This is a genomic window from Pseudaquabacterium rugosum (assembly GCF_038066575.1).
Taxonomy (GTDB): Bacteria; Pseudomonadota; Gammaproteobacteria; order Burkholderiales; family Burkholderiaceae_C; genus Pseudaquabacterium; species Pseudaquabacterium rugosum.
The window spans coordinates 65,195-85,086 of sequence record NZ_JBBUTF010000018.1 but is presented as its reverse complement, the minus strand read 5'-3'; the positions used below and the strand labels follow the sequence as shown (position 1 = coordinate 85,086).

Annotated in this window: 16 protein-coding genes and 1 riboswitch; of the genes, 3 read left to right on the top strand and 13 right to left on the bottom strand. The window is 75.3% G+C overall.

All coding sequences use genetic code 11. The features are described 5' to 3' along the window. Window positions 1-273 precede the first annotated feature (273 nt). On the top strand, window positions 274-1,023 hold the full coding sequence (gene cobF, locus AACH11_RS18760; protein WP_341375817.1) for a precorrin-6A synthase (deacetylating): 750 nt from the start codon (window positions 274-276) through the stop codon (window positions 1,021-1,023). Window positions 1,024-1,068: 45 nt separating this feature from the next. On the opposite strand, the gene cobM is transcribed toward cobF, so the two are convergent. From cobM to cbiE, 3 genes are read right to left on the bottom strand one after another with little or no spacing between them, the layout of a single operon-like run. Then, entirely contained in the window at window positions 1,069-1,851 is a 783-nt protein-coding gene (gene cobM, locus AACH11_RS18755; RefSeq protein ID WP_341375790.1) for a precorrin-4 C(11)-methyltransferase, read from the bottom strand. A 1-nt stretch (window position 1,852) separates the two neighbouring features. Next, a complete protein-coding gene (locus AACH11_RS18750; RefSeq protein WP_341375789.1) occupies window positions 1,853-2,464 on the bottom strand; it encodes a cobalamin biosynthesis protein in 612 nt (203 codons plus the stop codon). Continuing rightward, window positions 2,461-3,654, bottom strand: a complete 1,194-nt coding sequence (cbiE, locus tag AACH11_RS18745; protein WP_341375788.1) for a precorrin-6y C5,15-methyltransferase (decarboxylating) subunit CbiE — start codon at window positions 3,652-3,654, stop codon at window positions 2,461-2,463. The genes AACH11_RS18750 and cbiE overlap by 4 nt, the downstream gene beginning before the upstream one ends. On the opposite strand from cbiE, the gene AACH11_RS18740 reads away from it, so the two are divergent. Then, complete coding sequence (locus AACH11_RS18740; protein WP_341375787.1) at window positions 3,653-4,402, top strand: cobalt-precorrin-6A reductase; 750 nt, start codon at window positions 3,653-3,655, stop codon at window positions 4,400-4,402. The genes cbiE and AACH11_RS18740 overlap by 2 nt on opposite strands. A 9-nt stretch (window positions 4,403-4,411) precedes the next feature. Here the strand turns inward: AACH11_RS18740 and cobJ are convergent, their stop codons facing one another. The 10 genes from cobJ to AACH11_RS18690 form a co-directional block, all read right to left on the bottom strand. After that, a complete protein-coding gene (cobJ, locus tag AACH11_RS18735; protein ID WP_341375786.1) occupies window positions 4,412-5,149 on the bottom strand; it encodes a precorrin-3B C(17)-methyltransferase in 738 nt (245 codons plus the stop codon). Further along, a complete protein-coding gene (gene cobI / locus AACH11_RS18730; RefSeq protein WP_341375784.1) occupies window positions 5,146-5,871 on the bottom strand; it encodes a precorrin-2 C(20)-methyltransferase in 726 nt (241 codons plus the stop codon). Before cobI ends, cobJ begins: the two co-directional genes overlap by 4 nt. Before the next feature lie 4 nt (window positions 5,872-5,875). After that, entirely contained in the window at window positions 5,876-6,505 is a 630-nt protein-coding gene (locus tag AACH11_RS18725) for a precorrin-8X methylmutase (RefSeq protein ID WP_341375783.1), read from the bottom strand. A 33-nt stretch (window positions 6,506-6,538) separates the two neighbouring features. Continuing rightward, window positions 6,539-7,771 (bottom strand): NnrS family protein, encoded by a 1,233-nt coding sequence (locus AACH11_RS18720; protein ID WP_341375782.1) that lies wholly within the window; start codon window positions 7,769-7,771, stop codon window positions 6,539-6,541. 31 nt (window positions 7,772-7,802) lie between these two features. After that, the gene (locus AACH11_RS18715; RefSeq protein ID WP_341375781.1) at window positions 7,803-8,252 is read right to left on the bottom strand and encodes a DUF1636 family protein; all 450 of its coding nucleotides are present in this window, start codon (window positions 8,250-8,252) and stop codon (window positions 7,803-7,805) included. 47 nt (window positions 8,253-8,299) lie between these two features. Further along, the gene (locus AACH11_RS18710) at window positions 8,300-8,755 is read right to left on the bottom strand and encodes a vWA domain-containing protein (protein ID WP_423228776.1); all 456 of its coding nucleotides are present in this window, start codon (window positions 8,753-8,755) and stop codon (window positions 8,300-8,302) included. 215 nt (window positions 8,756-8,970) lie between these two features. Further along, window positions 8,971-10,182, bottom strand: coding sequence for a magnesium chelatase ATPase subunit I (locus tag AACH11_RS18705; protein WP_341375780.1), 1,212 nt, complete (start codon window positions 10,180-10,182; stop codon window positions 8,971-8,973). After that, complete coding sequence (gene cobN / locus AACH11_RS18700; protein WP_341375779.1) at window positions 10,179-14,054, bottom strand: cobaltochelatase subunit CobN; 3,876 nt, start codon at window positions 14,052-14,054, stop codon at window positions 10,179-10,181. Before cobN ends, AACH11_RS18705 begins: the two co-directional genes overlap by 4 nt. Before the next feature lie 37 nt (window positions 14,055-14,091). Then, a complete protein-coding gene (cobW, locus tag AACH11_RS18695; protein WP_341375778.1) occupies window positions 14,092-15,150 on the bottom strand; it encodes a cobalamin biosynthesis protein CobW in 1,059 nt (352 codons plus the stop codon). Between the two features lie 7 nt (window positions 15,151-15,157). Then, complete coding sequence (locus AACH11_RS18690; protein ID WP_341375777.1) at window positions 15,158-15,835, bottom strand: energy-coupling factor ABC transporter permease; 678 nt, start codon at window positions 15,833-15,835, stop codon at window positions 15,158-15,160. Between the two features lie 251 nt (window positions 15,836-16,086). Then, window positions 16,087-16,351, bottom strand: a riboswitch (cobalamin riboswitch). Between the two features lie 151 nt (window positions 16,352-16,502). Here AACH11_RS18690 and AACH11_RS18685 point away from each other — a divergent pair. Then, window positions 16,503-19,874 carry a DUF6603 domain-containing protein gene (locus AACH11_RS18685; RefSeq protein ID WP_341375776.1) on the top strand — a complete coding sequence of 1,124 codons (3,372 nt, stop codon included), beginning with the start codon at window positions 16,503-16,505 and terminating at the stop codon, window positions 19,872-19,874. Window positions 19,875-19,892: the final 18 nt, after the last annotated feature.

Genomic DNA, 19,892 nt, shown 5'->3' with positions numbered 1-19,892 from the left:
CAGTGTGGGGCCGGTGGTCGTTGAACCAGGTCAAGGGGCGGAAGGGATGGCGGCGGTGGCCGGTGGCCGCGTGCCCGCGCGCGCCGCGGCCGGGGCACCGCAGGATGGCCGTGCATGGACTTCGGCGTGCCGGGCCGGACTGATCCGAGCGTGCCGGGCCGCGCCGCGCCGCGCCGGCCCGGCATCCGCACGCTGCACTCGATAATCAGGGCCCCTCGTCCCGGCCGTCTTCAGCGGCTCTCGCGCACCGTGTCTCCTGCCGCCGCATCGTCCCTGTCCGAGCTGGTGCTGGTCGGCATCGGCACCGGTGATCCGCAACACCTCACCTTGCAGGCCGTGCGGGCGCTGGCCACCGTCGATCTGGTGCTGTTGCCGCGCAAGGGCGAGGACAAGGCCGCGCTGGCCGAGCTGCGCCGCGCGATCTGTGCCGAACTGCCCCGCGCCACGCCGCTGCCGGTGGCCGAGTTCGATCTGCCCGAGCGCGATCCGGCCACGCCCGACTACCGCCAGCGCGTCGATGACTGGCATGACGCGATCGCCGCGGCCTGGCTGCAGGCGCTGGCCGCCCATCCGGCGGCGCGCCGCGTGGCGCTGCTGGTCTGGGGCGATCCGTCGCTCTACGACAGCACGCTGCGCATCGCCGACCGTCTGCGGCCGGCGCCGCAGGTCACGGTGATCCCCGGCATCACCGCCCTGCAGGCGCTGACCGCCGCCCACGCCATCCCGCTCAACGGGATCGGCGAGCCCTTCACCGTCACCACCGGCCGCCGGCTGCGCGACCACGGCTGGCCGCCCGGCGTCGACACGGTGGTGGTGATGCTGGACGCCGGCGGCGCCTGGCAGGCGCTGGCGCCCGAGGGCATCGAGATCTGGTGGGGTGCCTGCCTGGGCCTGCCCAGCCAGCAGACGGTCCATGGCCCGCTGGCCGAGGTCGGGCCGCGCATCCTGGACGTCCGGGCCGCGCTGCGGGCGCGTCAGGGCTGGGTGATGGACATCTACCTGCTGCGGCGCGCGGCGCGCTGAGCGGCGGCGCGGCCGTCAGTCCGGGGCGAGAGGCGGGGCGGCCCCTCAGGTGTCGGGGAAGCGCGGCGCGGTGCCGAGCGGGCGGTAGCGGCGGTCGTAGTCGGCCGCGTACAGGCAGCTCTCGTCGAAATCGGCCGGCGCCAGCGTGCGGCCGACCAGGATCAGCGCGGTGCGGCCGAGGGCGTCGTCGCCGCAGTCGGCCTCGATCGTGGCCAGCGTGCCGCGCACGATGCGCTGGTCGGGCCAGCTGGCGCGCCAGACGATGGCCACCGGGCAGTCGTCGCCATAGTGCGGGCGCAGCTCCTGCACCACCCGCGCCAGCACATGCACCGACAGATGGATGGCCAGCGTGGCGCCGGTGCGGCCGAAGGCGGCCAGGGTCTCGCCCTCGGGCATGGGGCTGGCGCGGCCGGAGGTGCGGGTGAGCACCAGCGACTGGGCGACGCCCGGCAGCGTCAGCTCATGGCCGAGCGCGGCCGCCGCCGCGGCGAAGGACGGCACGCCGGGCGTGATCTCGTACGGGATGCCGAGGGCCTGCAGCCGGCGCAGCTGCTCGCCCATCGCCGACCACACCGACAGGTCACCGGAGTGCAGGCGGGCCACGTCCTGGCCGCGGGCATGGGCCTGGGCGATCTCGTCGATGATCTGGTCCAGGCTCAGCGGCGCAGTGTTGACGATGCGTGCGCCCGGCGGGCAGTGGGCCAGCACGCCGTCGGGCACCAGTGAGCCGGCGTACAGGCAGACCGGACAGGCGGCGATGCGGTCGCGGCCGCGCAGGGTCAGCAGGTCGGCGGCGCCCGGGCCGGCGCCGATGAAGTGGACGGTCATCTCAGGGGTTCTCGGGCAGGGAAGGGATGGCGGGTGCCAGCGTCGGCGGCGGCGTCAGCGATCCGGCGGGCGCACCGGCTGTGCAGCCCGGGTCGGCGGTGACGGGGGGTGCCGTTGTGGTGGTTGCGGTGGTGGCCGTGGTGGCTGTGGTGGTGGCCATGGTCACCGGGCCCGCCGCGATGGCGGCGGTTGCGCAGCCATCGGGCGAGACGGCGCGCGGGCCGAGCAGGCGGCCCTGCGGCCCGGCGGCGGCGAGCGCCGCGGCCTCGGCCAGACTGCCGGTGCCGGTGTGCGCGCGCACGCGGGGGGATTCGGTCAGGGTGGTCTGGGCGGCCAGTACCTCGTCGGACAAGGCCAGCAGCGGCAGGCCGAGCCGGCGGGCCAGCGCCTGCGCGGCCGGGTCGGCGGCCTTGCGGGCGGCGGTGGCCAGGGCGTCGAGCCTGAGCGGCGCGGCGCCCGCGCCCGCGGACGCGGTCTGACGGGCGGCCTTCTGCGCGATCTCCAGTTCGGCCTTCAACGCAGCCTTCAATGCGGCCTCCAACGCGGCCTTCAACGCGGCCTCCAGCGAGGCCATCTCCGCCCCCTGTCGAAAGCCCAGCCCGGCCACCCTCATCGCTGCACGCTCCACTGCACCAGCGGGCGCGCCGGCCGCCAGCCGTGCAGGCGGCCCAGCGGCGCGGCGCGGGCCAGCTCCAGGCGCAGCAGCTCGCCGCCGTGGCGGGCGTAGAGCTGCGTCAGCAGCGCCTCGGTCTGCAAGGTCACGCTGTTGGCCACCAGCCGGCCGCCGGGCTTCAGGCGGGCCCAGACGGCCTCGAACACGGCCTCGTCCAGGCCGCCGCCGACGAAGACGACGTCCGGCGTGGGCAGATCCTGCAGCGCCTGCGGGGCGTGGCCGGCCACCAGGCGCAGCCGCTCCTGCACGCCGAAACGATGGGCATTGGCCGTGATGTGCGGCTGGCGGTCGGCGCGGGTCTCGATGGCGATGGCGCGGCCCCCGGCGCGGCAGAACTCGACCGAGATCGAGCCCGAGCCGGCGCCCACGTCCCACAACAGCGCGTCGGGCCGTGGCGCGAGGGCGGCCAGCGTCATCGCCCGCACCGGGGCCTTGGTGATCTGGCCGTCGTGGGCATAGAGCGCGTCGGGCAGGCCGGGCACCGTGGGCAGGACCGGGCCGCCGGCCGCCTCGATCGCCAGCAGGGCCGGCGATGCGGCACCGGCGAGTGCATCGGTCGTGGCGCCGAGGGCGGCGGTGGTCTCGCGCACCCGCTGGCGCGCGCCGCCCAGCGCCTCCATCAGCCAGATGCGGCTGTCGCCCCAGCCGTGCGCCTGCAGCCAGGCCGCCAGGGCGGACGCCTGCGCGCCGCTGGCCAGCAGGCACAGGGCGCGGGCGCCGGGCCGCAGCACCGGCAGCAAACGCTCGAACGGGGCGGCATGCAGGCCCAGGCAGGCCGTGTCCTCCAGCCGCCAGCCCAGGTGGGCCGCGGCCAGCGAGGCGCAGCCGGCCACCGGGTAGGCCTGCCATTCGCCGGCCCTCAGGTGGGCCGTCAGGCTGCCGCCGGCGCCGTGCCAGAACGGATCGCCCGAGGCCAGCACGGCCACGCGCTGGCCTCGCCGCGCCAGCACCGGCGCGATGTCGAAGGGCTGCGGCCAGGGTTGGCCACGCGCGCCGACGTCCGCCAGGGCCAGATGGCGCGGGCCACCGATGACAATGTGCGCCTGATCGAGGGCCGCACGGGCGGCCGTGCTGAGGCCGGACAGGCCGTCCTCGCCGATGCCGATGATGGAAAGCCAGGGTTCAGACATGACGCGGGTGCTGTTGTTGGGGGGCACGACCGAGGCCGGCCGGCTGGCGGTGGCGCTGGCCGCGGCCGGGGTGGCCGGCGTGTACTCGTATGCCGGGCGCACGGCGCAGCCGCTGGCCCAGCCGCTGCCGCTGCGCTGTGGCGGCTTCGGCGGTGTGGCCGGCCTGGTGGACTGGCTGCGGGCCGAGCGCATCAGCCATGTGGTCGATGCCACGCACCCCTTCGCCGCGCAGATGAGCGGCCATGCGGTGGCGGCCTGTGCGGCGGCCGGCGTGCCGCTGCTGGCGCTCGAACGCGCGCCCTGGGCCGCGGGCCCCGGCGACGACTGGCGCCACGTGCCCGATCTGGCGGCGGCCGCGGTGGCGCTGCCGGCCGCGCCCCGCCGTGTCTTCCTGGCCATCGGCCGCCAGCATCTGGCGGCCTTCGCGGCCGTGCCGGGCCACCACTGGCTGCTGCGGCTGGTCGATGCGCCGACGGCGCCGCTGCCATTGCCCGATGCCACGGCCGTCATCGCCCGCGGCCCGTTCACGCTCGACGGCGATCTGGCCCTGCTGCGTGCCCATGCGATCGATGTCCTCGTGTCCAAGAATGCCGGCGGCGAGGGCGCGCGGGCCAAGCTGGACGCGGCGCGCCTCCTCGGTCTGCCCGTCATCCTGATCGACCGCCCGGCCGTGCCGCCGCGCCCGCGGGTGGAGACGGTGGCCGAGGTGATGGCCTGGCTGCAGCAGGGGCATGGCGGAATGCGCTGACGTGCGGAATCAGGCGCTGCGCGGCGTGTAGACCCAGCGGCCGACGCGGCGCGTGGCCGCGTTGCCCACCAGCACCACGGTGCGCATGTCGGCCATCTCGGGCCTGGCCTCGGCCAGCGTCAGCACCTGAAGATGCTCGTCCGGCGTGCTGACGGCGCGGGCGAAGACCAGCAGGCGCGTGGGCTCGCACAGCGTGCGCAGCAGGTCCAGCACGCGGCCGAAGCCTTCGGGCCGGCTGGCCGAGCGCGGGTTGTAGAAGGCCATCGCGAAGTCGCCGGCCACGGCGGCGCGCAACCGGGTCTCGATCAGCGACCAGGGCTTGAGGTTGTCCGACAGGTTGATCGCGCAGAAATCGTGGCCCAGTGGCGCCCCGGCGCGGGCGGCGGCCGCCAGCATGGCGGTGATGCCGGGCAGCACGCGGATGTCCAGCCCTTGGTGTTCGGGCGCGGCCTCCAGTGCCTCGAACAGCGCCGAGGCCATCGCGAACACGCCCGGATCGCCGGACGAGACGATGACCACCCGCGCGCCCGCGGCCGCCAGCGCCAGCGCGTGGCGGGCGCGGTCGAGCTCGACCCGGTTGTCGCTGGCGTGCAGGCGCAGGCCCGGGCGCGGCGGCACGCGGCGCACATAGGGGATGTAGCCGATGAGGTCGGTGGCGGTGTCGAGGGCGGCCCGCACTTCGGGCGTCAGCATCGCCTCGTCGCCCGGGCCCAGGCCGGCGACCACGATCTGGCCGGCGCCGCTCATCGCCCGATCTCCGGCCGCCGGCCATGGCCGTGCACCAGCACGATGGCGAAGTAGGGGCAGTCATCGGGCGCGGCCTCGGCCAGGCGCAGCACGCGCTCGCCGGGCATGGTGCCGCGCTCGACCAGCCAGGCCGCGTCCAGCCGGCCGGCGCGTTCGAGCGCGCGCCGCACCTTGGGCAGGTTGCGGCCGATCTTCATCACCACCAGCGCGTCGGCGCGCCGCATGTGGTCCGTCAGCTCGTCCTCGCCGAGCGTGCCGGGCAGCACCGACATCACGTCGTCGCCCCAGGTGATGGGCTCGTCGGTGGCATGCCAGCAGCCGGCCATGCCGGGGATGCCGGGGATCACCTCCAGCGCCACGCGGCCGCGCAGGCGCAGGTACAGGTGCATGAAGGAGCCGTAGAAGAACGGGTCGCCCTCGCACAGCACCACCACCTCGCCGGGCTGCGCGGCCAGGCGCTCGGCCCAGTCGTCGTAGAAACGGGCGAGTTGATGGTTGTAGTCGGGGCTGTCGACCGGCAGCTCGGTGGTCACCGGGTACTCCATCGCCAGCTCCTGCACCTGCGGGTGCAGCAGGCCCTCGACGATGCGCCGGGCCTGGCCCGGCCGCCCGGCCTTGCGGAAGTAGGCGACGCAGCGGGCATCGGCCAGCACACGGGCGGTGCGCACGCTCATCAGGTCGGGGTCGCCGGGGCCGAGGCCCGCACAGATCACCTTGGCCATGGTCTCACTCGCTGCGGCTGCACAGGGCGTTGAGGGCGGCCACCGTGATGGCCGAGCCGCCGAGGCGGCCGTCGACCACCAGGGCGGGGCAGGGCGGCGCGGCCATCAGCGCGGCCTTGGATTCGGCCGCACCGATGAAGCCCACCGGGCAGCCGATGATGGCCGCCGGCCGCGGCCAGGCCGGGTCCTCCAGCCGGTTCAGCAGGTGGAACAGCGCCGTCGGCGCATTGCCGATGGCCACCACCGCACCCGCCAGCCAGGGGCGCCAGAGTTCGAGCGCGGCGGCCGAGCGGGTGGTGCCCAGGCGCGCGGCCAGGGCCGGCACGTCGGGGTCGTGCAGGGTGCAGACGATCTCGTTGTGCGCCGGCAGGCGGGCGCGGGTGATGCCCTCGCTGACCATGCGCGCATCGCACAGGATGGGCGCGCCGGCGGCCAGCGCGGCGCGGGCGCGGGCGGCCATGCCGGGCGTCATGCGCACCTGTCGCTCCAGGCCGACCAGGCCGCAGGCGTGGATCATGCGCACGACCACCGGCTCCTCGTCGGCATCGAAGCGGGCGAGATCGGCCTCGGCACGGATAGTGGCGAAGGACTGGCGGTAGATGGCGGCGCCATCGGTTTCGTAGACGTGGGGCACGGGGGCTCGCGGGGGGATCGGGTTCCGGGGGGATCAGGCCTTGCTGCCGCTGAAGACGGGGCGCAGCACCGGGCCGACGGTGGTCGGCACGAAGACGATCAGGAAGAGCAGCCAGGCCCCGCACCACAGCGCGGCGGCCAGGCTGTAGGGGTCGGCCAGCGGGAGCGCGGCCTGGCTGGCGCCGGCGCGCAGCACGGCCGCGGCGCAGACCAGCGCGTGGGCCGTCGGCAGCGCGCGCCCGGCCTGCAGCGCACCGCCGACGCGCCGCGCGGCGGCCCGCGAGGCCACCGACAGCACCATGCCGCCCATCGCGCCGATGCTCAGCAGGTGCAGCGCATCGCGCAGCGGCCAGCTGGCCGGCCACAGGCGGCCGAGGCCGACGGCGGCCAGGCCGAGGACCAGCAGGCCGAAGGTCAGGTGCATCATCACCAGCAGGCCCTGGCCGCGGATGGCCAGACTGCGCCAGCCGCACAGGCGCAGCGCCTGCACGGCGGCGGCGGCCAGCAGCAGCGGGCCGTCGAGCCCGGGCCGGTCGGCCAGCGCGACGCAGGCCAGGGCCGCGATCTGCAGTGCCAGACCGGCGCGCCGCAGGCCGGGGCGGTCGACCGGCGGCGCGGTATCGGTATCGGCCCCGCGCTGGCGCAGCGCATTGGCGGTGAAGGCCGGGATCATGGCCCCGGCGACATAGGCCACCTTGAGCGCGAACAGCAGCACGCCGGCCAGGGCCAGGCGGTCGGCCAGGCCCGTCTGCCCGGACAGCGCGGTCCAGACCAGGGCCGCGTCGACGGCGCCCATCGCCAGCACCAGGGCCGGAAAGCCCAGCTTGGCCCAGGCGCGGGCCTGGGCGATGTCGCGCAGCAGCCGGCCGGCGACGGCGGCGAAGTAGATCGCGCCGGGCGCCAGCACCAGCGCCGGCGGCAGCGCATGGGCCTGCAGCATCACCGCGCGGGCGGCCAGCCAGACGGCCAGCAACGCGGCCAGCGCCCGGCCCTGCAGCGGCGGCCGGTCGGTCCAGCTGGTGACGGCGGTCAGGAAATAGGCGGCCACCGACGCGCCACCGAAGCCGAACACCATCTCGTGCGCATGCCACAGCCCGGGTGTGCCCAGGCGCGGCGGCAGCGCCGCCGCCCAGGCCGGGCCCAGGTGGGCGCCCCACTGCTGCCAGGCCAGCATCGCCAGCAGCGCCCACAGCCCGGCCGCCAGGAACAGCGGCCGGTGCGGGGCCAGCCAGAGGCTGAGGCCGGGGGACGGCGGAGGTGGGTTCATCGCAGGCCGGGACGTGGGTGGGGGCCGATGCTCAGACGGTGGCGCCGGGCGTACCGGGTGCAGCGGGTGCAGCGGACGCAGCGTGCCCGTCGGCTGCCGCGGCCGTCACGGGTGCGGCCGGCAGGCCCGGCAGGCGGGCGACCACGCCGCGGCGCAGGCGCTGCGGCCGGGCGGCCCAGACCAGCGTGCCGTCGGCGCGCTGCGCATGTTCGAGCGCCACCGTCAGCACGGCCTCGGCGCAGGCCGCATCGGGCGTCAGCGCGCCGAAGACGTAGGTGGTCTTGCCCGCGGCCTGCAGTGCCATCGTGCAGGAGCGGTCGCAGGCGGCCAGGCAGGCGATGCCGCGCAGGCGCACGGGCGCGTCCGCGGCGAGGCCGGCCTGCAGGCGGTCGAACAGGGCCTGGCCGGCCGTCGGCCCCTCACGCGGGGCGTCAGGCTCGCGGCAGGTGGTGCAGATCAGCAGCTCGGTGGTCGGTGACATCAGGGTCCGGCGTTCGGATGCGCAGGGGGCGCGGTAGGGCTGCGGTCTCAGGCCAGGGCCCGCGCGCGCAGCCAGCTGGCCTGCCACAGCCGGGCCCACTGCGGGCCGCGGCCGGCCGGCGCCAGCGGGTCGTCATGGTCGACCAGCACCAGCTGGTCGATGCCGCGCGGCCGCGGCGGGGTGTGCAGCGCGCGGCCGTCGGTCAGCAGCCACAGCCAGGCCTCGACGGGTGCGCCCTGGCGCCGACGGCGCTGCAGCGTGGTCTCGGCCACCTGCAGGGCCTGGGCCAGCGGCGTGCCGCCACCGCTGCCGAGCGTGCGCAGGCGCACGGCCATCGCGCGCCGGGCGCGGCCCGGTGCCTGCAGCCAGACCGCCGCGCGGCCACCGAAGGCCAGCACGCCGGCCTCGTCGCCCTGGCGCACGGCCTGGGCCAGCAGGCGCTCGGCACAGCCCTTGGCCAGCGCCAGCCGGCCCTGGCGCTGCATCGAGCCGGAATGGTCGATCAGCAGCAGGTGCAGCCGCGCCGGCCGTGCGGCCGGTGCGCGGTGGCGCAGATGGGCGGCGCGCAGCGGGCCGCGGCCCTTGGCGTGCAGGGTGCGGATCCAGTCGATCGCCGGGCCATGGGCCGCGGTGTCGGCGGGCGCCGTGGACGGCGCATCGTGGGCGGCCAGCCACTGCTGCAGGGCCGTGCCCCCAGGGGCGGCCGTGCGGCAGTGGCTCAGGCTTTTGGGGGCGGCGGCTCCGGGCGCGCGCTGCGCGTGAGGCCGGCCGGCCGGGCGGGCAGGGCGCCCCAGTCGCGGTCGCCGTCCTGGCCGCTGGCACCGTCACCTTCACCGTCACCGTCACCTTCACCGCCAAGGCCCTCCGGCCCGGTGGCCGGGCTGGCGCCGTGGGCGTCCGGGGCCGCGCCGTGCGTGTGGGCTGCGCCCGCGCGGTCGGCCGCGGATGCGCCACCGGGCGGGGCGGTGCGTGACGGGGGCTGGGGCGTCGTGTCGGGCGGGCCGGCATCCCAGGGGCGCGGCGGGGTCGGGACCGGGGCCTGGGCCGAGGTTTGTTGCGGGCCGGAGGCCGCCGCGGCGGCGGGATCGGCGGCGCGCCGGTGGGCCAGGGCCAGCTCGGCCACGGCGTCGACATGGGCCGGCCGCACGGCCGGGGCCTCGTCCAGTGCGGCCAGCGCGCGGGCGGCACGCAGCATCACCAGATCCGCGCGCACGCCGTCCACCGCGGCGGCCATGGCCCGCCGGGCCGCGCAGGCGATGACCTCGGTCGACCAGTCCAGCGCGGCCAGCCGCGCACGGGCCCGCGTCAGCGCGTCCGCCAGCCGCTGGCCGGCCTCGGCATGGGCGTGGACGAAGGCGGCCGGGTCGGCATCGAAGGCCAGCCGGGCGCGCACGATGGCCTCGCGCGTGGCCGCATCGCGCGGGTTGTCCAGCGTCACCATCAGGCCGAAGCGGTCCAGCAGCTGCGGCCGCAGCTCGCCTTCCTCGGGGTTCATCGTGCCCACCAGCACGAAGCGCGAGGCCTGGCGCTGCGACAGCCCGTCGCGCTCGACCGTGTGCACGCCGCTGGCCGCGGCATCCAGCATCGCGTCGATCAGGCTGTCGGGCAGCAGGTTGACCTCGTCCACATAGAGCACGCCGCCATCGGCGCGCGCCAGCAGGCCGGGGCGCAGGCGCACGCGCTGCTCGCGCAGCGCGTCTTCCAGGTCGAGCGTGCCGACCAGCTGCTCCAGGCTGGCGGCCAGCGGCAGGTTGACGAAGGGCGTGCCCGGCCGCAGCGCGGCCAGCGCCCGTGCGGCAGTCGACTTGGCCGTGCCGCGCGGCCCGCTGACCAGCACGCCGCCGATGGCCGGATCGATGGCCGTCAGCAGCAGCGCGCGCTGCAGCAGCGGCTGGCCGACCAGCGCGGTGAAGGGGAAGGCGGCGTTCATGTCGGATCCTCGAGCTGGTCTTCGAGCCGCAGCAGGTGTTCGGCGATGCGCTCGCGGTGTGTGCCGGGCTCGGCCCACAGGCCGCGCTGCATGGCCTCCAGCAGGCGCTCGGCGATGCCGCGCAGGGCCTGCGGGTTGTGGCGGGTGATGAAGTCGCGGGTCACGTCGTCGTGCAGACAGGCCTCGGCCACCAGCGCGTACTGGTGGTCGTCGACCTGGCCGGTGGTGGCCGAGAAGGCGAACAGGAAGTCGACCGTGGCCGCGATCTCGAACGCGCCCTTGTGGCCGTGGCGGCGCATGCCCTCGAGCCATTTCGGGTTGACGGCGCGGGCCCGCACGACGCGGGCGATCTCCTCGCGCAGCGGGCGCACGCGTGGGGCGCCGGGCACGCTCAGGTCACCGTGGTACAGCGCGGCGGGCCGGCCCGCCATCTGCTCGACGGCCACCGCCATGCCGCCCAGGAACTGGTGGTAGGCGTCGGAGTCGAGGATGTCGTGCTCGCGGTTGTCCTGGTTGTGCGCCACCGCGTCGAGCGTGGCCATGCGGCGCTCCAGGCTGGCGCGGGCGCTGCGGCCGTGGGCGTCCTGGCCGTAGGCCCAGGCGCCGTCGCGCAGCCAGGCCTCGGCCAGGTCGGCGCGGTCGCGCCACTGGCGGCTGCCCAGCACCGCCTGCAGGCCGGCGCCGTAGCCGCCCGGCCGCGGGCCGAAGATGCGCCAGGCCGCCTGACGCTCGGCCTCGGCGGCATCGAGGCCACGGGCGCGTGCGTCCGCGGCCTCGCGCTGCACGCGCACGCGCACCGGGTTGACGTCGTCGTCCTCGTCCTCGACCGGGACGGCGGCCACCGCACGCACGGCGGTGTCGAACAGGTCGATCAGGCCCGGGAAGGCATCGCGGAAGAAGCCCGAGACGCGCAGCGTGACGTCGACCCGCGCGCGGCCCTGCACGTCCATCGGCAGCAGCTCGACATCGACGACGCGGCCGCTGCCGTCGGCCCAGCGCGGGCGCACGCCCAGCAGGGCCAGGGCCTGGGCGATGTCCTCGCCGCCCGAGCGCATGGTGCTGGTGCCCCAGACCGACAGGCCGACCGCGTCGGGCATGCGGCCGTGGTCCTGCAGATGGCGTTCGATCAGGCGCTCGGCGGCGGCCAGACCGGTGGCCCAGGCGGTGGGCGTGGGCACGGCGCGGGTGTCGACGGCGTAGAAGTTGCGGCCGGTGGGCAGCACGTCGGGCCGTCCGCGCGAGGGCGCGCCGCTGGGGCCGGGCGCGACGAAGCGGCCGCTCAGGCCCTGCAGCAGGCCCGCCATCTCGGCCGCGCCGCAGGCGTCCAGCCGCGGCGCCAGATCGCTGCGCAGCGTGGCCAGCACGGCGTGGGTGCGCGGCAGCAGCATCGGCAGCAGCGGGTCGGGTGCGGGGGCGTCGGGGGCCGGGGTGTCGGGTGTGGCCAGCGCATCGGCGATCAGCTGCGCGGCCAGCTGCTCCAGCCGGTCGCGGGTGTGGCCGGCATGGCGCCAGGGCTCGGCGCTGACGGCCTGCAGCAGGGCCGGGCGCGGGCCGTCCCAGGGTCGGCCCCAGTCGGGGGACAGCGGATCGAAGGCGGGGGTGTCCGCCGTCCGCGGCGCGCCCTGCGTGGCGCCCAGGCCCAGGTCGTCGGCGAGCGCGCGCAGCAGGCTGCGGTCGCCCGGGCGCGCACCGCGGTCGAAGCGCAGCAGCGCGCGCAGCGTGTCGCGGCGCAGCCCGCCCTGCGGCGACTGGCCGAACACGTGCAGGCCATCGCGGATCTGCGATTCCTTGATCTCGCAGAGGTAGGCGTCCAGCCGCTGCAGCAGGCCGGCGCGGGCGGCGTCATCGGCCGGGGCGGCCAGGCCCAGCTCGCGGTGCAGACCGTCGCGCAGCACCTGGTCGAGCAGCTGGCCGCGCAGGCGCTGCGCGCGCGGCGGATCGAGCGCCAGTGCCTCGTAGTACTCGTCCATCGTGCGTTCGAGCTGCAGCAGCGGGCCGTAGGTCTCGGCGCGCGTCAGCGGCGGCATCAGGTGGTCGATGATGACGGCCTGGGTGCGGCGCTTGGCCTGGCAGCCCTCGCCCGGATCGTTGACGATGAAGGGGTAGAGGTGGGGCAGCGGGCCCAGGATGGCATCGGGCCAGCAGTGCTCGCCCAGCGCCACGCTCTTGCCCGGCAGCCATTCCAGGTTGCCGTGCTTGCCCACGTGCACCAGCGCATCGGCCGACCACACCTCGCGCAGCCACAGATAACTGGCCAGATAGGCATGCGGCGGCGCCAGCTCGGCATCGTGGTAGCTGGCCAGCAGATCCTGGCCATGCGCGCGGGCCGGCTGGATGCCGACGAAGACGCGGCCCAGGCGCAGGCCCGGCACCATGAAGCGGCCGTCGCGCAGCATCGGATCGCGCTCGGGCGGGCCCCAGCGCGCGATCACCGCCTGCTGCAACGCGGCCGGCAGGCGGGCGAAGCCGCGCAGGTAGTCGGCCATCGCCAGGCTCTGCGCGGCGGGCCGGGCGTCGTTGGCGTCGAGCTCGTTGGTCACGCCCTGCGTCAGGGCGTCCATCAGCGCGGCGCTGTCGGACGGCAGATCACCCAGCGCATGGCCGGCCGCGCGCAGCGCCTGCAGGATGGCGCAGACCGAGGCCGGCGTGTCCAGCCCGACGCCGTTGGCCAGCCGGGCATCCTGATTCGGGTAGTTGGCCAGCACCAGCGCGATGCGGCGCTCGGCCACCGGCAGCCGGCGCAGCCGGCACCAGCGCCGCGCCAGCTCGGCGACGAAGGCCATGCCGCGCGCATCGGCCTGGTAGCGCACGACGTCGATCTGGGTGCGCTCGCAGCGCCAGGCCAGGCCCTTGAAGCTGATCGCCCGCGTGGCCACCCGGCCGTCGACCTCGGGCAGCACGATCTGCATCGCCAGATCGCGCGGGCTCAGGCCGTGCGGGTCATCCTGCCACTGGGCGGCGGTGCAGCCGGCGGTGATCAGTTGCAGCACCATCGCGTCGCCGGCCAGGCGCAGCGCGGCATCGGCCTGCGGTGCGTCGGCGTCGGTGGTCGTGGCGGCCGGCTGCGACAGCGCGAAGGCGGTGGCGTTCAGCACGATGTCCACGCGCTGCTCGGCGGCCGTGCGCTGCACCTGTGCCAGCGAGGCGGGGTTCTTCAGCGAGTCGACCGCGATGGCCAGCGGGCGCAGGCCGTGCGCGGCCAGCGTGGCCATCATCTGGTCGAAGGCGGCCGTGTTGCCAGCCTGCAGATGGGCACGGTAGAACAGCAGCAGGGCCACCGGGGCGTCGGGCGGCAGCGCCGGCCAGGCGGATGCGTCCATCGCTTGATGGGCGACGGCGGACGGCAGCGGCAGCGGATCGGCCGGGCGCGGGCCGCGGCCGAAGGCGGCATGCTCGATCAGCGCGAAGAACTGCGCGGCCTGCTGGGGCCCGCCGTCGCGCAGGCAGTGCCACAGATAACGGCAATCCTCGGCCGATGCGGTGCTGCGCCGCAGCAGCTGTGGCTCCTCGACGAAGTCGCCGGCGAACATCGCCAGCCACAGGCCGCGGCGGCGCGCCAGCGATTGCACGCATTCCAGCAGGTAGGCCCATTGCTCCAGGCTGCCCAGGTGGTCGATCACCACGGCGCGGGCATGCTGCAGCACGTCGTCGACATGGAAGTCGACCGAGGCCGGCTGGCGCAGCGCGCGCAGGCTGGCCAGGCGCACGCTGGGCGCATCGGCCGGGCGGGCGGCCGCGGCGGCGGCCAGCAGGGCCAGCCGCGTGTCGGCCGCGCTCAGCACCACGATGTCGCCCGGCGTCTGGTCCAGGCGCACCACGCCCTGGCCCTCGTCGTCGAGCAGGCCGGCGCTGCGGGTGGTCAGCAGGTGCATCGGCGGGCGCGGGGCGCGGGGGCCGGGCGGGCCGGCCTCAGGCCGCGGCCTGGGCCAGCAGCTGCTGCAGCGCGTGGTTCAGCGCGGCCGCGTCCAGATCGGCGCCGATGGCCACCAGCTGCGTGGCCGGCGTCTCGTCGGCCCGCCAGCGGCGGTCGAACTGGCTGTCGAAGCGCGGGCCCGCCCCCTGCACCACCAGACGCATCGCCGCGCCGGGCAGCGCGACGAAGCCCTTGACGCGGTAGATGTCGTGCGTGGCCACCAGCTGCTGCAGCGCGCGCAGCAGCACCTCGCGGTCGCTGACCTCGGGCGTCAGCACGACCGAGTCGAACTCGTCATGGTCGTGGTCGTCCTCGTCGTCGTGGTGGGTGCGGCGCTGGTCGATCAGGTCCTCGACGCCGCGGCCCAGGCCCAGCAGCAGCTCGGGCGCCAGGCGGCCGTGGCTGGCCTGCAGCAGCTTGACGCCGGCCGGGGCCTCGGCGCGCACGGCCGCGGCCACGGCCTGCAGCGCGTCCGCGTCCAGGGCGTCGGTCTTGTTCAGCACGATCAGGTCGGCGGTGGCCAGCTGGTCCTCGTAGAGCTCGGCCAGCGGCGACTCATGATCGAGGTTGTCATCGGCCCGGCGCTGGGCGTCGACGGCCGCCGGATCGTCGGCGAAGCGGCCCTCGGCCACGGCCGGCGCATCGACCACCGTGATCACCGCGTCGACGGTGAAGGCGGTGCGCAGCGTCGGCCACTGGAAGGCCTGCACCAGCGGCTTGGGCAGGGCCAGGCCCGAGGTCTCGATCACCAGGTGATCGATCTGCTCGCGGCGCTCGGCCAGCAGCGCCATCACCGGCGCGAACTCCTCCTGCACCGTGCAGCACAGGCAGCCGTTGGCCAGCTCGTAGAGCCGGCCGTCGGGCGTGCCCTGCTCGTCACAGCCGATGCCGCAGCCGCGCAGCAGCTCGCCATCGATGCCGAGCGCGCCGAACTCGTTGACGATGACGGCGATGCGCCGGCCGCCCGCATGGGTCAGCAGGTGGCGCAGCAGCGTGGTCTTGCCGGCACCGAGAAAGCCGGTGACGATGGTGGCGGGGATCTTCTGCAGCGGCATGGTGGCCTCAGGCGGCGTGGTAGAGACGCGGCTCGACCAGCGACGAGCCGCGCAGGCGGCGTGCGCTCTTGGCCAGCGCCAGCAGGCCCAGATCGGCCAGCGGCTCCAGCAGCACCACGCTCATGTAGGCGCTGCCGAAGCTGGCGATCTGCACCAGGTTGTCGGCCGACACGCCGCGGCCGACCAGGGCCCAGAAGGCCACCCAGGCCACGATGCCGCCCTGGTAGGCCAGCGACAGGCGCAGGGTCTGGGCATAGCCCAGATCGACATAGGCCGTCTGGCGCGGGATCAGGCGTTCGGCCAGCGCGTGCGTCAGCGCCAGCGGTGCCAGCAGCGTGGTCACGTTCATGCCGTACTGCGGCAGATCGGCCGGCGCGAAGAACAGGCCCTGCACCAGCAGCCCGCCGGCCAGGCCGAGCGCGGCCGGTGCCACGCCCAGCACCAGCAGCAGCGAGCTGCCCAGGATCAGGTGCACCTCGGAGACGCCCACCGGATGGTGCGGCAGCACCTCGAAGAAGCAGAACACGGCGGCGGCGGCCACCAGGGTGCGCAGCAGCAGCGACAGGCTGCCCTGGCGTTGCGCATCCTGGCGCGCGCGCCACAGCGCCCAGGCCAGGCTGGCGCTGGCCGTGACGAGACCGATGGCGGCTTTGCCGCCGACGACGAGACCGGGTTCGATGTGCATCGGGCATCCTTGCGCCGCTCATGGGCGCTGACTGGACATGGGGACCGATGGCCCGCTGCTGCCGCAGGGACGGGAGCGCATGGCGGTGGCGTCGTCGGGAATCCTCCGCGGGGGACCGGCACCCGGTGCCGACGGAGCGTCGACACGGGAGGGCAGGGCCGCGGGCGGTGCGCTGGCGCGCGGACAGCGGGGATCAGGACACGGAGACGACGGACACGGACATGCACATCCCGTCACCCACCGCAACGGCTTGCCGCTTGCGCTCACAGGCCGGTCTCCGGGCTCGGCGAGGGGCGCCGGGCCCTGCTGGACCTGCGCCGACATCGCATCCGCCTTCCCGGGCCGGGGCCCAGTGGCTGCAGCGGACGGCGCAGGGGCCGTCGCGCCGATGCGCGTCGTTTCACTCGCTTACCGTTGCGGGGGCAGCGCCGGATTCACACCGGCTTCCCGTTTCACCCCGTCGGGCCCCGCATCGTTGCGCGGTCCGTCCAGGGCACCTGAAGCGGTCGCGAGTGTAGCCCAAGGGTGTGACGGGATGCCGCAGCCGCCGCGCGGCGTCGCTCCGCCGATGGATGACGCGCACGCGCGGGCCTGTCTACAGTGCGCCTGTTCCGGACATCCACAGGCTGGCCGGATGCCCCGGTACCCAACCTGACAGGAGTACGGCATGGCAGGCAATGCGGATCAGGTCTTCCTGCGCGCGTTCCGCTGGTTCGACGCGGCGCTGACGCATCTCCAGGCGCAGTTGCCCGCCGCACCGGCCCTGCCGGGCGTGCCGTCGATGGAGGCGCTGGCGCTGGCGCTGAGGGCCCGTCTCGGACTCGGGCTGGAGCTGACCGAGGCCACCGTCGATCCGGCCGCGCTGCGGGCGTCCAACCCGGTCGCGCAGTCGCTGGCCATGGCCACGCTGATCACCGGCGAGACGCTGGCCGCCCTGCGCACGCTGGGCGAGGTGCTGGGCCATCTGCAGGCCGGCCAGGCCGAGCTCGGCGATCTGGTCAAGGTCGTGCGGCAGATCGACCGCCTGCTGCATGCCGACAGCGGCCAGCCCCCTTCGGCCTACGCGCTGGCCAAGCTGCTGCTGATCCTGTCCGGCGATGCCGATGCCCCGTCGACCGCCCGGCCGGCCGCCCGGCTGGTGCGCATCGTCTGCGGCCAGGCGCCCGATGCGGCGCTGGCCGATGCCACCGTGGTCGAGCGCCAGGCGCTGCTCGGGCTGGCGCTGATCATCGTCGGCACGGTGATCGACCGCGGCCATGGCCGTGCGACGGCCGGCGCCGGCCTGCCGGCCGCACCCGGGGCGGCGCTGCGGCGGGCCGCGGCCCGGGGGCCACGGGCCAGCCGCGCGCCGATCCCGCTGCCCGCCAGCCAGCTGTCGCGCGAGTTCACGCTGGCGCGCGCCGACGACGGCAGCCGCAGCCTGACGCTGCAGCTGGGCTACGACGGCGCGGCCGTCCCGCCCCGGGTCCATGCCCGGCTGCGCGGCGATCTGCGCGATGAACGCGCGCTGGGCGACGGCGAGTTCCGCATCGGCCTGGGCGCCCGCAGCGAGGTGACGGTCACGCTGGCACTGCCGGCGCTCGATCCGCTGCCGGCCAGCCTGCCGCAGCCCGTGTTCGACGGCGCGCTCCAGCTCGGCCTGCGCTTCGGCCGCCGCAGCACGGCGCAGCCGCTGGTGCTGGGCCCGGCCGACGGCACCCGCTTCGAGATCGGCGAGCTCAGCGGCGCCATCGTGCTCGACGACCTGCAGCCGGCCCTCGACTTCGACCTGCGCGACAGCCGCCTGGTGCTGCGCCTCGGCGACGACCCGCTGCTGGGCGCCGTGCTGGGCGACGAGATCACCGTCGGCCTGAGCTTCGGCCTGCGGGCCGACACCGCCGGCGGCCTGCGCATCAAGGACGGCACCGGCCTGCGTGCCACCGTGCCGCTGGAGCCGATCCCCGGCTCGCCGCTGCAGATCCCCTTCCTGACCGTCGAGTTGCGCACCCTCGACGGCCTCGACCGGATGGAGGTCGAGCTCTCGGGCTCCTTCGCGCTGAAGCTCGGGCCCTTCCAGGGCTCGGTCGAGCGCCTGGGCACGCTGCTGAAGCTGGAGCACCTGCTGGCGGGGGATCCGGACGTGCGCTGGGCGCTCAAGCCGCCGTCGGGCGCCGGCCTGGCCATCGATGCCGGCGTGCTCAAGGGCGGCGGCTTCCTGCTGTTCGATCCCGATCGCGGCGAGTACGGCGGTGTCCTGGACCTGAAGCTGATGCAGATCGGCATCAAGGCCATCGCGCTGCTGAACACGCACCACCCGCAGGGCTGGTCGCTGCTGCTGATCATCGCGGCGAATCTGCCGCCGATCCAGCTCGGCTTCGGCTTCACGCTGACGGGGCTGGGCGGGCTGGTCGGCGTGCAGCACACGGTCGACCGCGACGTGCTGTCGCAGGGCCTGGCCAGCGGCGCGCTCGACAGCTTCCTGTTCCCGCAGGACCCGGTGGCCAACGCGCCGCAGCTGTTCAACCAGCTGCGGGTGATCTTCCCGTTCAAGGCCGGCGGCTTCGTCATCGGGCCGATGCTGGAGCTGGGCTGGGGCACGCCCAGCCTGGTCACCGCCCGCGTCGGCCTGCTGATCGAGCCGACGCAGGTGGTCTTCGTCGGCCAGGTCATCGTGCAGCTGCCGCCGCTGGTCGACAGCGGTCTGGCCATCCTGCGGCTGCAGGTCGACTTCGCCGGTGGCGTGGTGTTCAGCCCGCTGCAGATCTGGTTCGACGGCGTGCTGCGCGATTCGCGCGTGCTGTTCATCGGCCTGCACGGGCAGTTCGCCTTCCGGGCGCGCTTCGGCGACCAGCCCACCTTCCTGATCAGCGCCGGTGGCTTCCACCCGCGCTACACCGATCTGCCGCCGGGCCTGCCCAGCCCCTTCCAGCGCGTGGGCTGCGCGTTCTCGATCGGCATCGTGGGCGTCAGCTTCGACGGCTATTTCGCCGTCACCTCGGCCACCGTGCAGGCCGGCGCCGAGCTGCACGTCTGGGGCGATGTGGGCATCGCCAGCTTCGATGGCGGCCTGGGCTTCAACGCGCTGGTCGAGATGGTGCCGACCTTCCGCTTCGAGGTCGACATCCACGTCTGGGCCGGTGTCGAGGTGTTCGGCCTCGATTTCGCCAGTGTCGACATCTACGGCCTGCTGGCCGGCCCGGGGCGCTGGCATCTGGTGGGCCGGGCCCGCATCCACACGCCCTGGCCGCTGCCGGATTTCAGCTTCCACGTCGACGAGGCCTGGGGCGACGAGCCGGCCACGCCGGTGCGCACCGTGCGCCTGATCGACGCGTTGCGGCCCGAGCTGGAGAACCCGGCCAACTGGTCGGCCCAGCTCGCGGCCTCGGGCCTGGCCGGGGCCACCTTCGCCAAGCCGCCGGCCGGTGAGGCGGCCGGCCTGATCGCCCATCCGGACGCGGTGCTGCAGTTCACGCAGAAGCGCCTGCCGCTGGGCAAGGCGCTGGACAAGATCGGCTCCGACGCGATCGCCGGGCCGCGCCAGATCGCCATCGAGCGGGTGCTGTTCGGCGAGGCGGCGCGGCTGCCCGACCGCGTGCTCGACGACAGCTTCGCCGCCGCGCAGTTCCTGCACCAGACGGCCGATGAGCGCCTGTCGCGGCCGTCCTTCGACCGCTTCGCCTCCGGCGTCGAATGCGGCCAGCGCCAGTACGGCTTCGGCGCGGCCGTCGGCGGCGATTTCCTCTACGAGGAGGTCAATCTGTCGACCCCGCGCGAGGACGGCAGCCTGCTGGCCCTGGCCGGGCTGCGCAGCCGCGCCCAGCTCGACCGGGTGCTGGACGCCGGGGCCGCCGGCCGCTCGCCGCTGCGGCGGCCCCGGGGCCTGCGGCCCGAGGATGCGGCGCCGCTGCGGGTGCAGCCGCCACCGCTGGCCGCGCTCGATCCCGGCCGCGGCACGCTGGTGGCCGGTGCGCTCGGCGGCCGGGCCGGCCCGTCCTGGTTCCACGCGCTGGACGCGGCCGACGGCCGGCTGGTCGTCGAGCAGTTCGAGACCGCGTTCTGAGGCCTCACCGTCGTCTCC

Excerpts from the sequence above, each read along its gene's own strand:
- cobM (WP_341375790.1), bottom strand. The coding sequence starts at position 1,851 with ATGACCGTCCACTTCATCGGCGCCGGCCCGGGCGCCGCCGACCTGCTG.
- AACH11_RS18750 (WP_341375789.1), bottom strand. The coding sequence starts at position 2,464 with ATGAGGGTGGCCGGGCTGGGCTTTCGACAGGGGGCGGAGATGGCCTCG.
- AACH11_RS18740 (WP_341375787.1), top strand. The coding sequence starts at position 3,653 with ATGACGCGGGTGCTGTTGTTGGGGGGCACGACCGAGGCCGGCCGGCTG.
- cbiE (WP_341375788.1), bottom strand. The coding sequence starts at position 3,654 with ATGTCTGAACCCTGGCTTTCCATCATCGGCATCGGCGAGGACGGCCTG.
- cobJ (WP_341375786.1), bottom strand. The coding sequence starts at position 5,149 with ATGAGCGGCGCCGGCCAGATCGTGGTCGCCGGCCTGGGCCCGGGCGAC.
- cobI (WP_341375784.1), bottom strand. The coding sequence starts at position 5,871 with ATGGCCAAGGTGATCTGTGCGGGCCTCGGCCCCGGCGACCCCGACCTG.
- AACH11_RS18720 (WP_341375782.1), bottom strand. The coding sequence starts at position 7,771 with ATGAACCCACCTCCGCCGTCCCCCGGCCTCAGCCTCTGGCTGGCCCCG.
- AACH11_RS18715 (WP_341375781.1), bottom strand. The coding sequence starts at position 8,252 with ATGTCACCGACCACCGAGCTGCTGATCTGCACCACCTGCCGCGAGCCT.
- AACH11_RS18705 (WP_341375780.1), bottom strand. The coding sequence starts at position 10,182 with ATGAACGCCGCCTTCCCCTTCACCGCGCTGGTCGGCCAGCCGCTGCTG.
- cobN (WP_341375779.1), bottom strand. The coding sequence starts at position 14,054 with ATGCACCTGCTGACCACCCGCAGCGCCGGCCTGCTCGACGACGAGGGC.
- cobW (WP_341375778.1), bottom strand. The coding sequence starts at position 15,150 with ATGCCGCTGCAGAAGATCCCCGCCACCATCGTCACCGGCTTTCTCGGT.
- AACH11_RS18690 (WP_341375777.1), bottom strand. The coding sequence starts at position 15,835 with ATGCACATCGAACCCGGTCTCGTCGTCGGCGGCAAAGCCGCCATCGGT.
- AACH11_RS18685 (WP_341375776.1), top strand. The coding sequence starts at position 16,503 with ATGGCAGGCAATGCGGATCAGGTCTTCCTGCGCGCGTTCCGCTGGTTC.